The organism is Sphingomonas sp. BT-65 (assembly GCF_026107375.2).
GTDB lineage: Bacteria > Pseudomonadota > Alphaproteobacteria > Sphingomonadales > Sphingomonadaceae > Sphingomonas.
Map to the genome: position 1 here is coordinate 56041 of NZ_JAPCIA010000003.1, position 14041 is coordinate 70081.

Below are 14041 nucleotides of genomic sequence, written 5' to 3' on the forward strand. Positions count from 1 at the left end.
GCGCGAAATCATTCTTCCCCTGCCCCGCAGGGGAGGGGGACCAGCCGCAGGCTGGTGGAGGGGTGGCGGGCGTAGCCCGCCGTGCTGCGCCCGGCGGCCCCTCCGTCATCGCTTCGCGATGCCACCTCCCCCGGCGGGGGAGGAATTAGGATGCGCATGCTCTCGCGCACCGCGGCGGCGCTTTACTGGCTCGGCCGCTATGTTGAACGGGCGGACTTCACGGCGCGGCTGGTGGAGGCGACGGTGCGGCTCGACGCGCTGTCGGCAAGTCCGGCGGGCGAGGCGGCGTGGGCGAGCGCGCTCAGCGTGACCTATAACGAGGAGGCGTTCGCGGCGACCGGCCAGTCGGTGAGCCAGCAGCCGGTCGCCCGCTTCCTGACGCTCGACATGACGCATCCGGGCTCGATCATCCGCTACCTCGAACAGGCGCGCAACAATGCACGGGCGGTGCGCACCGCGCTGACCCGTGAGGCGTGGACCGCGATCAACCGGCTGTGGCTGCTGTTCGCCCACCGCACCAGCCCGGGTGGGGCTGCATCGACGCTGAACCTGGTCGAGGGCGTGATGGCCGAGGCGCGGGGCTTCGAGGGCGCGGTCCACCGCATGATGCGCAACGAGGCGACCTTGCTGATCCAGCTCGGCGCCGCGATCGAGCGGGCGGACAACACCGCGCGACTGCTCGACGTCAAATATCACCTGCTGCTGCCCGAGGGCGAGCAGGTCGGCGGCGTGGTCGACCGCGACCAGTGGACGACGATCCTCCAGACCGTGTCGGCGGTGACCGCCTATCGCTGGCTCTACTCCGAGGGCCTCAAGCCCGCCAACGTGATCGACCTGCTGGTGTGCCATGCCGAGCTGCCGCGCAGCCTGGCGTCGTGCGTCGAGGAGGTGGTCGAGCTGCTCAACGCGCTCGCCAAGCGCACCGGACTGCAGGGCGAGGCCGATCGCATGGCGCGCGGGCGCATCGCGCGAATGCAGAAGACGCGCAGCCATGAGGTGATCGTGAGCGGGCTGCACGAATATCTCGAAGCGTTCATTCGTGAGAATGCGATGCTCGACGCGGCGATTGCCCGGCAATTCCGGTTTATCTAGGGCGTCCCAATGCGCCTCGCGATCGAACATCACACCCGCTATCTATTCAGCGAACCGCAGTCGCGCCTCGTCCAGATGCTGCGACTGACTCCGGGCGACACGATCGACCAGACGGTGCTGTCGTGGCGGATCGACGTCGATTGCGACGTGCGCCTGCGCGACGCGGTCGACGGGTTCGGCAACAAGGTGACGATGCTCTACGCCGAGGGGCCGATCGCCGGCATCGCGATCACCGTGGCGGGGCAGGTGCTCACGACCGAATCCAACGGCGTGGTGCGCGGCAGCCATGAGCCGTTGCCCGAGGATGTGTTCCTGCGCACGACGCCGCGGACCGAGGCGAGCGATGCGCTCGCCGCCTTCGCCAGGCCGGCGCTCGGCGGCGACGGCGCGGCGCTCGAGCGGTTGCATCGCTGGAACCGTGCCCTGGCGAAGCGTTTCCCCGGTGCGCCGGACCTGCCCGACAGCGGCGTGCCCGCGGCGCAGGCCTTCGCGGCGCCACGGCCGAGCTCACGCGACGTGGCGCAGATCTTCGTCGCCGGCACGCGCGCGTTCGACGTGCCGGCGCGCTACGTTTCGGGCTATCGCCAGAGCGCGTGCGGGAGCTGCGCGCCGCATGGCTGGGCCGAGGCGTGGGTCGACGGCCTGGGCTGGGTCGGCTTCGATCCCTCCGCCGGGATCAGCCCCGACGAGCAATATGTGCGCGTGGCGGTCGGCCTGGACGCGTCGGGCGCGGCCTCGATCGCGGGATCGCGGCTGGGGCAGGGCGGCGAGGAGATGAAGGTCGACCTGCATGTCGACCAGCTGGGCAGCGACGCCTGAAGGCCTGTTTGGGAATGCGCCTTTCGGCGCATTGCGGCACCAGCCCGCTCCCTCACCCGGCCACCCATAGGATACTGGCGTCGGGCGGCCGGGTGGGGGAGCGGGCTGGTGCCGTCTCGAAATGCGCACTCTCGCGCATTTCCAAACAAGCTCTCAGGCGAGTTCGCGCACTGGCATCCGCACGGGCGCGACCGCGGGTTCTTCCGCGTCGAAGCGGCGCCAGCCATTGGGGCCGAGCACTTCCATCGGCTGGTAGCGCGTCTTGTAGGCCATGCGTGCGCTGCCCTTCACCCAATAGCCGAGATAGACATAGGGCAGCCCCGCGTTTCGCGCGCGGATGATGTGATCCATGATGACGAGGTTGCCGAGGCCCGGGCGATCTGCATTGTCCGCATCGAAGAAGCTATAGATCATCGACAGGCCATCGACCTGGTGATCGGTGATGCACGCTGCGACCAGCGCGCCGCCGCGCGCGGCCGGCTCGCGATATTCGATGACATAGGTGCCGACCGGCGATTGCTCGACCATGTCGGAATAGTCGCTCTCGTCCATCTGGGCCATGCCGCCGCCGGGATGGCGGCTGGCGAGATAGCTGCGAAGCAGCTGGAACTGCTCCTCCGTCGCCCAGGGGCGGCAGGCGGTGATCTCGAGATCGCCGTGGCGGCGGATCAGCTTGCGCTGCGTCGCATTGGGCCGGAACTCGCTCGCGACGACGCGGACCGAGAGGCAGGCGTTGCAGCCGACGCAGCTGGGGCGATAGGCGACCGACTGGCTGCGGCGGAAGCCGATGCGGCCGAGCGCGTCGTTGAGCTCGCCCGCATGCGGCCCCGACAATTCGGTGAAGATCTTCCGTTCCTGCCGGCCCGGAAGATACGGGCACGGCGACGGGCTGGTCACGAAGAACCGTGGAAAGCGGGTAAGTGCGGTCACCCTTTTCGTGCCCCTTGCCGAACGCGAATTGCCGTTGCTCTGGCACTCTTATGAATCAGGCGAATCGTGATGAAAAGTCGATTCACCACGAAAGAGAGTTAACGGATGCAAGGAATTGTGGACGACGCGCAAGGCCAGTTCGGGCGCATCTGTGGTGAATCATAGGCGAGGTTACGACTCAGTCGAAGAGTCGGAGACTCGGTTCGTCGCGCGTGTGATTCCATTCGTCCACAAGCTGTGGAAAACGTGGATAAGTGCTGGGCCTGGGTCCTAGGCGAGCTCGATCAGCCGCACTTCATAGCCCGCATCCTGCAGCGCGGCGTTGAGACGTTCGAGATGCGCGCGGTCGCGCGTCTCGCACTCGACGTCGAGGCTGAGGCCCTTGGCGGGGAGGTTGGTGAAGATGCGCTGGTGCGACAGCTCGAGGATGTTGACCGCCTGCTCCTGGAAGATGCGCGCGACCTGGTAGAGCGCGCCCGGGCGGTCCTGGAGGCGGATGCGCAGCCGGGCGAGGCGGCCCGAGCGGGCGAGGTCGCGCAGCAGCACGTTGGCGAGCAGCCGCGTGTCGATATTGCCGCCCGTCAGGATGATGCCGACGGTCTTGCCGCTGAACCGATCGGGCTGAGTCATCAGCGCGGCGAGCCCGGCGGCGCCGGCGCCCTCGACCACGGTCTTCTCGATCTGGAGGATCAGGCTGACCGCTTCCTCGAGGCTGCGCTCGCTGACCAGCAGGATTTCGTCGACCAGCGCCTCGACGATCTGCGCGGTGAGGCCGCCCGGCTCCTTGACCGCAATGCCCTCGGCCAGCGTGTCGCCGCCGACCGGCTCGTGCGCGCCGGTGACGCGGTTGTACATCGAGGGGAAGAGCTCGGCCTGCACGCCGACCACTTCGATCGGATGGCCTGCGGCCTTGGCGACGGTGGCGACGCCCGAGATCAGCCCGCCGCCGCCGATCGGCACCACCAACGTGTCGATCGCCGGCGCATCGGCCAGCATCTCGAGCGCGACGGTGCCCTGGCCAGCAATGATACGTGGGTCATCGAAGGGATGGACGAAGGTGTAGCCGTTCGACGCCTCGAGCTGGCGGGCATGGGTATAGGCCTCGTCGAAGCTCTCGCCCTCGAGGATGACCGAGGCGCCATGGCTTTCGGTCTGCATGACCTTCACCGTCGGGGTCGGCTTGGGCATCACGATCGTGACCGGGATGCCGAGACGGTTGCCGTGATAGGCGAGGCCCTGGGCGTGGTTGCCGGCCGAGGCCGCGATCACGCCCTTGGCGCGCGCCGCATCGTCCAGCTGGAGCAGCGTGTTGAGCGCGCCGCGCTCCTTGTAGGCGGCGGTGAACTGGAGATTCTCGAACTTGAGCCAGACCTGCGCGCCGGTGAGATCCGACAGCGTCTTGCTGTGCAGCGTCGGCGTGCGCACCACGGCGCCCGCGATCCGCGCCTCCGCCGCCTGGACGTCGGCAAGGGTGACGGGGAGCGATTGCGCGGCGGATGCTGGTTGGGTTGCCATTGGCGGGCCGTAGGGCCTGAACTCACTTAGAACAAGGTCGAGACGGAGTCGAATTTGGCGCCAGGCTAGGAGCAAGGAGGGAGCGATGGGGTTCCATCGTGACCGACGCGCGACGACGCCTGGCGCCAAATTCGGCCCGCCGCTGCGCGGTCGCCCGTGGAAGGCCGCCGAGCAGCGTCGCTTGCTTGCGCGTAGCTTCAGCTACGCGTCTGCGCTGCGCTCCTTGTCGGCGGCCTTCCACGGGCGATCTCGATCCTTGTTCTAAGTGAGTTCAGGCCCTAGCCCATCTGGCGCGGCGGGGGAACACCGCCTATTCGAATGGCCAATGAAGCGGGGCTTCCGGCGCCGCCATGCCGGAGACCCGTGTGCGCCTTCCCGTTTCGCTTGCCCTGATCGCCGCCCTGCTGCTGCCTTCCCCCGCCTTCGCCGATGCGCTGGTCGAGAATATCGACGGCATGACGCTCGACGAGAAGGGCGATGTGGTCCGCTTCAACGGCATCGTCATCGGCGCCGACGGCAAGGTCGTGAAGCTGCTGAAGCGCGGCGACAAGCGGCCCGAGCGCCCGGAATGGAAGGAGGATTTGAAGGGCCGCACGGTCATTCCCGGGATGATCGACGCGCATGGCCACTTCATGGAGCTGGGATTCCGCGCGCTGGCGCTGGACCTGTCGGCGACGACTTCGCTTGCGGACGCGCAGGCGGCGATCCACCGCTATGCGCTCGAGAATGCGACGCGACCCTGGCTGATCGGCGGCGGATGGAACCAGGAGACGTGGAATCTCGGCCGCTTCCCGACCGCGGCCGAGCTCGACGCGGCGACCGGCGACAAGCCGACCTGGCTGACGCGCGCCGACGGCCATGCCGGCTGGGCGAACAGCGCGGCGATGAAGGCTGCGGGCATCACCGCCGCGACCAAGTCGCCGCCGGGCGGGCGGATCGAGCTGGTCGCGGGCAAGCCCGGCGGCGTGTTCGTCGACGCCGCGATGGCGCTGATCGAGAAGGCGCTGCCCAAGCCGACCCCGCGCGACCGCAACGCCGCCTTCATCAAGGCGCAGGACATATTGCTCGCGACCGGCATCACCGCGACGGCGGACATGGGCACCAGCCTCGATGACTGGATGACCTATCGCTCGATGGGCGACCAGGGCGCGCTGCGCGTGCGGATCATGAGCTATTCGGCGGGCGTGGACGTCGCGCTGCAGGCGGCCGGGACCGGGCCGACGCCGTGGCTCTATGGCGACAAGCTGCGCATGGGCGGGATCAAGCTCTACCTCGACGGCGCGCTGGGCTCGCGCGGGGCGTGGCTCAAGGCGCCCTATGCTGATGCGCCGGGTAATAGCGGGCTGCCCTTCCTGTCCGATGCGCAGCTGCTCAATTCGATCGCGCGCGGTTCGATGGACAAGTTCCAGCTCGCGATCCATGCGATCGGCGACCGCGCCAACCAGCAGGTGCTCGACGCGATCGACGAAGTGTCCGACACCTATAATGGCGACCGGCGCTGGCGGATCGAGCATGCCCAGATCGTCGACCCCGCCGATCTGCCGCGCTTCGGCAAGCACGGCATCATCGCCTCGATGCAGCCCGTCCATCAGACCAGCGACCGCGTGATGGCCGAGGCGCGGCTCGGGCAGGCGCGGCTCGCGGGCGCCTATGCGTGGAAGTCGATGCTGGCCAATGGCGCGAAGCTGGCGTTCGGATCGGACTATCCGGTCGAAAGCCCCAACCCGTTCGCAGGCTGGGCGGCGGCGTTCACGCGGCAGGATGCGCAGGGTCAGCCCTTCGGCGGCTGGCGGCCGGAGGAGGCGGTGAGCCGCGAGCAGGCGTGGCGCGCCTTCACGCTCGATGCCGCCTATGCCGGGTTCGGCGAGAAACTGTTCGGGCGGCTGGCGCCGGGGATGCTGGCGGATTTCCTGGTGGTGGACCGCGACCCGCTGCTCGCATCGCCGACCGAATTGCGCGGCACCGTGGTGCTGGAGACCTGGGTCGGCGGGCAGCGCATGTTCCGGCGCGGCCAGGGGGAACGTCGGGAGGGGGAGGGGCGCTGACTGCCTATTAAAGGCGTACGACCTCGCCATCTTCCTTCGTGAACTGGTCGGGTTGTCGATCCAGAAGGTCGAGCACGGCTTCGGACGGGCGGCACAGCTTGGTTCCCTTCGGCGTCACCACGATCGGCCGGTTCACCAGGATCGGATGTTCGACCATGGCTTCCAAGATCGCTTCATCCGGCACCGACGGATCCAGCAGGCCGAGCTCGGCCGCCGGCGTGCCCTTCTCGCGCAGCACGTCGCGCGGCTTCGCATCCATCGCGGCCAGCAGGTCGCCAAGCTTGTCGCGCGTCCAGCCGGTCTTGCGGTATTCGACGATCGTCGGCGCATATCCTGCCGCCTCGATCATCGCGAGCGTGTTGCGCGAGGTGCCGCAGTCAGGATTGTGATAGATCGTGATCGGGAACGCTTCGGTCACGTTCGACCCCCTCTCTCAATAGCCAGGTGAATATGACGGTCGCCGCGATCGTTCCCCCGAGCTGTCCGGCGATGAACAGCGGGGCGGAGTGCGGCGCGATCCCGGCAAAGCTGTCCGTCAGGCTGCGCGCGATCGTCACCGCGGGGTTCGCGAACGAGGTCGAAGCCGTGAACCAATAGGCGGCGGTGACGTAGAGCCCGACCGCGACCGGCGTGAATTCCGGGCGATGCCGCTGCGTGCTCAAGATAGCTCCGATCAGGCCGAAGGTGGCGACGCCTTCGGCAAAGCCCTGCGGAAGTCCGTCGCGCGCTTTTTCCGACAGCTGAAGGATCGGCTCGGCGAACATGGCGTGCGCTACCCACACGCCGAGGATCGCCCCGGCCGACTGCGCGATCACGTAGCAGGCCGCGAACCGCGCGGTCGTCTCGCGCTTCAGCCAGACGGCCAAGGTCACGGCCGGGTTGAAGTGTGCGCCGGAGCTCGGCCCGAACATATGGATGAGCACGATCAGTCCCGCGCCGGTCGCGATCGTGTTCCCGAGCAGCGCGATCGCGTCATTTCCTGCGGCGAGGCGCTCGCCCATGATACCCGAGCCGACGACGATCGCGAGCAGCATCGCCGTGCCGATGAATTCGGCCGCGAGGCGGCGCGACAGCGTCACGAACAGCAGCCTGCGTTGCTGGCGAGATCGCCGAGCGAACCGCAGATCTCGGGCCGCCCGGCACAACAGTCGGCGACGAGGAAGCCGAGCAGATCGCGCATCCCGTCATAGTCGGCCGAATAGATCACCGACCGGCCTTCGCGCCGCGACCGGACCAGCCCCGCATTGCCCAGAATCGCCAGATGCGTCGAAAGCGTGTTGGGGAGGGCCCCGACCTCGCGCGCGATATCGCCCGCCGCCATGCCGTCGGTACCCGCGCGCACCAGCAAGCGGAACACGGCGAGACGGCTTGGATGCGCGAGCGCGGACAGCGCCTCGACGGCGGTCGGGATCTGCATCAGCAGCACGCGTTTTTGGTGCTGGACGCGCAGCTGGTGCCGGCCGGGGCAGGGATGACCTCGTCTTCGCCGTAGCTGGTCGCCTCGCCGTGCGTGTAGAAGGTTTCCCAGCGCACGCTGGCGGTATCCGTCACCCACGACTTGTCCGACACCGCGTAACAGCAGGAAGTCGCCTCCTGATCGAACGTCGCCGCGCCCGCAGCCTTCAACCGGTCTGCAAGCTCGCCGAGCTCATCCGCGCTATCCACCTGGACGCCGACGTGATCGATCCCCGTCGCGCGGGCACGCGAGGATATGGCGAGATTGACGCGCGGGTCCTCGAGCATCCACTTCGCATAGTCGTCCTTCACGACCGAGGGCGGGGCGTCGAACAAAGTGCTGTAGAAGGCGATTGCCGGCTCGAGGTCCGGCACGCTGACGTGCAAGTGAAGGCGCTTCATGGCCGCTAACTCCGTTGCTTCGATAGTTCGATTATTCTCGAAATATCGATTCGTCAACGGGAGTGGCCGCATTTCCGTAGTCGGAAAAAAGAATGGCCGCGGCGCCCTGTCGGAGCCGCGGCCATCTTCGGGTAATTTGACTGGTGTCAGGCGACGGCGCTGATCGGCACCGCGACCTCGTCCGCCTCGCGCAGCACATAGCCGCGGCCCCAGACGGTTTCGATGTAGTTCTCGCCGTCGCACGCCATGCTGAGCTTCTTGCGCAGCTTGCAGATGAAGACGTCGATGATCTTGAGCTCGGGCTCGTCCATCCCGCCATAAAGGTGGTTGAGGAACATTTCCTTGGTGAGCGTCGTGCCCTTGCGGAGCGAGAGCAGCTCCAGCATCGCATATTCCTTGCCGGTCAGGTGGACGCGGGCGCCATCGACCTCGACGGTCTTGGCGTCCAGGTTCACCGCCAGCTTGCCGGTGCGGATGACCGACTGCGAATGGCCCTTCGAGCGGCGGACCACGGCGTGGATGCGGGCGACCAGCTCCTCGCGGTGGAACGGCTTGGTGACATAGTCGTCGGCGCCGAAGCCGAACGAACGCACCTTGCTGTCCATCTCGCTGATGCCCGACAGGATCAGCACGGGGGTCTGCACCCGGGCGACGCGCAATTTCTTGAGCACGTCGTAACCATGCATGTCGGGCAGGTTGAGGTCGAGCAGGATGATGTCGTAATCATAGAGCTTGCCGAGATCGAGGCCTTCCTCGCCCAGATCCGTCGTATAGACGTTGAAGCCTTCGGTCGTGAGCATGAGCTCGATCGCCTTCGCAGTCGTCGGCTCGTCTTCGATCAGAAGCACGCGCATGTGCGAGATCCCCCTGTGCGGTTGCCTGCCCCCTGTGGCTGCAACGCGACTGATTCATTAACCTAAGCAGGTCTGAAGGCAAAAGGTTAATTTTGTTCTAACCGGCCTGAATCCACGAGTCGCGGGCGATTCGCGATTCGCGCTTTGCGAAATGGGTAACGCAGCGGAAGCCTTTCGGCCCGGCCCGGTGCGGTTATCGTCCCATATCCCCAGTCTATGGGATTCCTCCTTATTTTGCGTTTGCTCACAAGGATGTTGCGTGATTAGCTTCCGATTCTCAGGGTTTGTGACGCGATAACGCGCACCGGGACATTTTCAGGGGGTCTCACGATGAAGATGAAAGCAGCGCTTCTTGTTACGGTCTGCGCTCTTGCCCACCCGGCATTCGCGCAGGACACCGCGCCGGCACCAACGACCGCCACGGCACAGGAACCGGAGCGCGAGGGCGAGGTGGTCGTCACCGGCACGCGCATCCGCCGGGACGGGTACCAGGCGCCAACTCCGGTCACGGTGCTAAACATCGAGGACATTCAGAACACCTCCCCCTCGAACAACATCGCCGATTTCGTCAACCAGATGCCGGCGCTTGCCGGATCGACGCAGCCGTCCAACTCGCGCCTCAACCTGTCGAGCGGGCAGGCGGGCATCAACGCGCTGAACCTGCGCAATCTGGGTGAGACGCGCACACTGGTGCTGGTCAACGGCCGGCGTTCGGTGGCCTCGACGATCACCGGTCTGGTGGATGTCAACACGATCCCGCAGGCGTTGGTGAAGCAGGTCGAGGTCGTGACCGGCGGCGCATCGGCCGCCTATGGCTCGGACGCGGTCGCGGGCGTGGTCAACTTCATCCTCGACAACAAATATGAGGGGATCAAAGTCAACGCCGATATCGGCGTCACCGAAGAAGGTGATGGGAACAACTATTCGATCGGCGTTGCGGGCGGCTGGTCGTTCGCAGGCGGGCGCGGCCACTTGCTGGTCAGTGGCGAGGTTGCGCATCGCGACGGCATCTTCTCGGTCGATCGCGAGTGGAACCACACCGGCTATGTGCGAATCCAGGATCCGAACTGGGTCTCGGGCGTCAGCACCACGCCGCGCTATCTGATCCGCCGCCAGGTCGGCGCGTCGAACTCGACGCCGGGCAGCATGATCCTCAACTCGTCGGGCGGCACGGCCAACCGGCTGCGCGGCATCTATTTCGGCCAGGGCGGGCAGGTGTTGCAATATCAGTATGGTGCGCTGACCTTCCCCTCGGCGACCGGCAGCTCGCCGCCGACGCTGAACCAGGGCGGAAGCTGGCAGGTCAACGATTCGGGCCGGCGCATCGGCCTTGATCCGCAAGACCGGCGTTACGGCGTGTTCGCGCGCCTAAGCTATGAGATCGCCGACGGCGTCGAGCTGTTCGCCGAAGGATCGTACAACCGGCAGAGGATCGTGTTCAACGCCGGCCCGAACCTGGCGTCCACGACGACCGCGTTCAGCGCTGCCAATGTCGGCCGGGGAGCTGCAGGCGCCAGCACGCTGGCGGCGGACAACGCGTACCTGATCCAGGCGCTCGGCGCCGCGCAGCTCGCCGGGATCACCGGTGTGACGATCGGCACGACGGCGGCGGACCTGCCGTTCCGCGGTGTCAACAACAAGCGCGAGGTGCAGCGCTACCTGCTGGGCGCGGAGGGCCAGTTCGAGGCGTTCGGCAAGGACGCGCGCTGGGACATTTTCGGGCAATATGGCCGTGCCGAAATGCACGAAGAGCTGACCAACATCATGCATACCCAGCGCATCGCGAGCGCTGTGGATGCGGTGTTCGCACAAGCGGGCAATCCGGGTGGCTATGCGGTCGGGTCGATCCAGTGCCGGATCAACGTCGATGCGGACGCGAGCAACAACGATCCCAATTGCCGGCCGCTCAACCGCCTGGGCATCGGCGTCGCCGATCCGGCGGCGATCCGCTATGTTCTGGGCAATCCCTATCGCGACGAGGTCGCGGAGCAGTTCGTGGTGGGCGCGAACCTGTCGCTGACTCCGTTCGCGACCTGGGCGGGCGATGTCAGCCTTGCCGTGGGCGCCGAGTATCGCGAAGAGAAGATCAGCGGCTTCGTGCCGGCTGAATTCCAGCCGACCGTCACGCCCAACCCGGGCGGAGGTATCACGACGCTCAATACTTGGTCGGTGGGCAACTATCTACCGAGCAACGGCAGCTACAACGTCAAGGAAGCCTATCTCGAGGCGGTCGTTCCGGTCGGCTTTGGCCTAGAGCTCAACGGCGCGGTGCGTGCGACCGATTATTCGACCTCGGGCTATGTCACGACCTGGAAGGCCGGGGCGACCTGGCAGCCGATCGAGGATATCCGCCTCCGCGTCACGCGGTCGCGCGATATCCGCGCGCCCAACCTGAACGAGCTGTATCAGGCGGGGTCGTCGAACACGGACGCGGTCAGCAATCCCTGGGGCGCGGGCAGCGGTCCCAATGGCGGCAATTTTGGCTCGAGCATCTCCTATTCGCAGCTGAGCCTGGGCAACCCGAACCTGCGCGCGGAAAAGGCCGATTCGTGGAATATCGGCGGCATCTTCTCGCCGCGCTTCCTGCCCGGCTTCAATCTGGCGGTGGACTATTTCCGCATCGATCTGAACGACGCGATCGACACGCTCACTGCGCAGGACATCGTCAATCGCTGCTTTGACGGGCGGGCCGAGTATTGCGCTGCGATCACGACGGATCCGAACAGCTCGGCACGCATCCTGATTCGCAACCAGCCGTTCAACTTTGCGCGCAGAGTGGCGCGCGGTATCGACTTCGATGCTTCGTACCGTCTGCCGTTGAGCAACATCTTCACCAATGCCGAAGGCAGTCTGACGCTGCGTGGCCTGGCGACGCGCTATATTGAGAACATCGTCGATACCGGAATCCCCGGCGTCGTGCCGCTCGACAGCGTAGGCTCGAACGGCGGCCAGTACACCACGCCGACCTGGATCTTCCGCGGAAGCCTCAGCTACGACACGCCGGACTTCTCGATCACCACCGTCGCGCGCGGGGTGAGCGCGGGCAAGTATCTGGCCAATGCGATCGAATGCCAGACCGGTTGCCCGGTGACGACCACGACTTCAACCTACCAGACCTACGATGACATCAATGTCTCGGGCACCTTCTATGTCGACCTCAACCTGACGAAGAAGATCGAGATCAAGGGCGAAGGCGTGGGAGAGGTCTTCTTCAACGTCACCAACCTGTTCAATCGCTGGCCGCTATTGCTTCCCGAGACCGGGCTGGCGGCGAACAGCACCTATTCGGATCTGCTGGGCCGCCGGTTCCGCATCGGCGTGCGCTTCAAGACGAACTGATTGCCATACCCATCTCCGACTGAGGGCCGGTCCGCGAGGATCGGCCCTTTTCTATGCGCGCGCCGCTTCCACCTTCGAGCAGATGTTGCGGAAGCGCCGCGAGAGATAGTCGATCACCAGCTCGACCCGCGCCGGGCGCAGCGTGCTCGGCGGAGTGAGCAGGTGGAGCGCGATATTCATCGGCGACCAGCCGGTGAGGATCTCGACCAGCCGGCCCGCCGCTATATCCTCGTCGATGATGAAATCGGGCAGGCGTGCGATGCCGAGACCGGCGCGGAGCGCTGGGAGCATCGCGTCGCCATTGTCGGTAATCAACGGGCCGGCGGGGCGCACCGCGGCTTCCTCGCCATCGGCCTTGCGGAAATGCCAGGCGCCGATCGCGTTGGCGTAGAGGAAGCAGGCGTGATGCGCGAGGTCGGCGGGGTGGCGCGGGGTGCCGTGCTTCTCCAGATAGCTCGGCGCGGCGACGACGCGCGCGGCGATCGGGGCGAGGCGGCGCGCGCGTAGCGAGCTGTCGGGCAGGTCGGCGATGCGCAGCGCGATGTCGAACCCGTCGGCGACGATATCGACGCGCGCATCGGACAGGCGCAGGTCGATCTCGATCCCCGGATGCTCGGTCAGCAGGTCGGCGATCGCGTCCGACACGAAGCGAATGCCAAAGGTGATCGGCGCGGCGATGCGGACGAGGCCCGAAGGCGCCTTGGCGGCGTCGAGCGCGGCTTCCTCGGCCTGCTGCGCCTCGGCGAGGATGCGCCCGGCGCGCTCGGCCAGCGCGTTGCCGCTGTCGGTGAGCGTCAGGCGGCGCGAGGTGCGGTGGAACAGCGCGGTGCCGAGCTGCGCCTCGAGCCGGGCGATCGCCTTGGACACGGTCGCCTTGGAGACGCCGATCGCCTCCGCCGCGCCGCTGAACGAGCGGTGCTCGACCACGCAGGCGAAGATCGCCCAGGCCTCGAAATCGGGAAGTCTCATCAAGGTTCTTTTCGCGTGTCGGTGGCGATCCAGTTCACTTCCCAGCTCTTGCCGCCATCGGCGGAGAAGGCCTGCTCGAACCGGGCGGAGTTGGGGGTGACATCGGAAATGACGAAGCGGACTAGAATCGTCCGGCCGCTCCAGCTGTCCTGTGCATAGAATTCGCCGCAGCCGTCCTGGAAGCTGCCGATCGTCGGCGGGGTCAGCACGCCGCCGGAGGCGCTGGCGAAATGCAGCGACCATTGGCGGGCCTGCGGATTGTAGAGCCGCAGCGACGCGCCCTCGATCTTCCCTGCCGCTCCCTCGACCTTGAGCTCGACCAGATTGGCGCGGCCGCCCATCACGGGACGGACATCGGTCGTGCCCTGATATTCGACCCACTCGGTCGAGCCGGACAGCGGGCTTTTCAGGCGCTTGAGATGCGTCGTCCAGGATCCGATCTCCCAATCGAAATCCTTCTGTCCGTCGCGCTCAGTGGCCGGCGTTGTGGGGCAGGTCGTTGGCGTGGCCTTCTGGGCCAGCGCAGGCGAGGACAGGACGAGCGCGGCGGCGCAGAGCAGAAGGCTGAGACGATGCGGCATGGTCCAGACTCTCGCGTTAGTCTTTGGCTCTGCTTCGACG

13 protein-coding genes are annotated in these 14041 nt (G+C 66.5%); 4 read left to right on the plus strand and 9 right to left on the minus strand.

The window, feature by feature from the left end; all coding sequences use genetic code 11:
• Nucleotides 1–156 precede the first annotated feature (156 nt).
• Nucleotides 157–1092, plus strand: coding sequence for an alpha-E domain-containing protein (locus OK349_RS18315; protein ID WP_265119573.1), 936 nt, complete (start codon nt 157–159; stop codon nt 1090–1092).
• A 9-nt stretch (nt 1093–1101) separates the two neighbouring features.
• The gene (locus OK349_RS18320; RefSeq protein WP_265119365.1) at nt 1102–1911 is read left to right on the plus strand and encodes a transglutaminase family protein; all 810 of its coding nucleotides are present in this window, start codon (nt 1102–1104) and stop codon (nt 1909–1911) included.
• Nucleotides 1912–2064: 153 nt separating this feature from the next.
• On the opposite strand, the gene OK349_RS18325 is transcribed toward OK349_RS18320, so the two are convergent.
• Together OK349_RS18325 and OK349_RS18330 are read right to left on the minus strand one after the other, a co-directional pair.
• Nucleotides 2065–2841, minus strand: a complete 777-nt coding sequence (locus tag OK349_RS18325; RefSeq protein WP_265119366.1) for an arginyltransferase — start codon at nt 2839–2841, stop codon at nt 2065–2067.
• Between the two features lie 270 nt (nt 2842–3111).
• Complete coding sequence (locus OK349_RS18330; RefSeq protein ID WP_265119367.1) at nt 3112–4356, minus strand: threonine ammonia-lyase; 1245 nt, start codon at nt 4354–4356, stop codon at nt 3112–3114.
• 350 nt (nt 4357–4706) lie between these two features.
• Between OK349_RS18330 and OK349_RS18335 the strand changes: the two genes are divergently transcribed.
• Nucleotides 4707–6401 carry an amidohydrolase gene (locus tag OK349_RS18335; protein WP_265119368.1) on the plus strand — a complete coding sequence of 565 codons (1695 nt, stop codon included), beginning with the start codon at nt 4707–4709 and terminating at the stop codon, nt 6399–6401.
• Between the two features lie 7 nt (nt 6402–6408).
• Here OK349_RS18335 and OK349_RS18340 read toward each other — a convergent pair whose 3' ends face one another.
• The 5 genes from OK349_RS18340 to ctrA form a co-directional block, all read right to left on the minus strand.
• Nucleotides 6409–6750 carry an arsenate reductase family protein gene (locus OK349_RS18340; protein WP_265119574.1) on the minus strand — a complete coding sequence of 114 codons (342 nt, stop codon included), beginning with the start codon at nt 6748–6750 and terminating at the stop codon, nt 6409–6411.
• Between the two features lie 28 nt (nt 6751–6778).
• Entirely contained in the window at nt 6779–7474 is a 696-nt protein-coding gene (locus tag OK349_RS18345) for an MIP/aquaporin family protein (protein WP_372340589.1), read from the minus strand.
• Nucleotides 7475–7476: 2 nt separating this feature from the next.
• The gene (locus tag OK349_RS18350) at nt 7477–7818 is read right to left on the minus strand and encodes an ArsR/SmtB family transcription factor (protein ID WP_265119370.1); all 342 of its coding nucleotides are present in this window, start codon (nt 7816–7818) and stop codon (nt 7477–7479) included.
• Nucleotides 7818–8258, minus strand: coding sequence for an ArsI/CadI family heavy metal resistance metalloenzyme (locus OK349_RS18355; protein WP_265119371.1), 441 nt, complete (start codon nt 8256–8258; stop codon nt 7818–7820). The genes OK349_RS18350 and OK349_RS18355 overlap by 1 nt, the downstream gene beginning before the upstream one ends.
• A gap of 146 nt (nt 8259–8404) precedes the next feature.
• Nucleotides 8405–9112: a response regulator transcription factor CtrA gene (gene ctrA, locus OK349_RS18360; protein ID WP_265119372.1), complete on the minus strand. Its 708-nt coding sequence runs from the start codon at nt 9110–9112 to the stop codon at nt 8405–8407.
• A 330-nt stretch (nt 9113–9442) separates the two neighbouring features.
• On the opposite strand from ctrA, the gene OK349_RS18365 reads away from it, so the two are divergent.
• The gene (locus OK349_RS18365; protein WP_265119373.1) at nt 9443–12451 is read left to right on the plus strand and encodes a TonB-dependent receptor plug domain-containing protein; all 3009 of its coding nucleotides are present in this window, start codon (nt 9443–9445) and stop codon (nt 12449–12451) included.
• A 51-nt stretch (nt 12452–12502) separates the two neighbouring features.
• Here OK349_RS18365 and OK349_RS18370 read toward each other — a convergent pair whose 3' ends face one another.
• Entirely contained in the window at nt 12503–13420 is a 918-nt protein-coding gene (locus OK349_RS18370) for a LysR family transcriptional regulator (protein ID WP_265119374.1), read from the minus strand.
• Nucleotides 13420–14001 carry a hypothetical protein gene (locus tag OK349_RS18375; RefSeq protein ID WP_265119375.1) on the minus strand — a complete coding sequence of 194 codons (582 nt, stop codon included), beginning with the start codon at nt 13999–14001 and terminating at the stop codon, nt 13420–13422. The genes OK349_RS18370 and OK349_RS18375 overlap by 1 nt, the downstream gene beginning before the upstream one ends.
• Between the last annotated feature and the right edge of the window lie 40 nt (nt 14002–14041).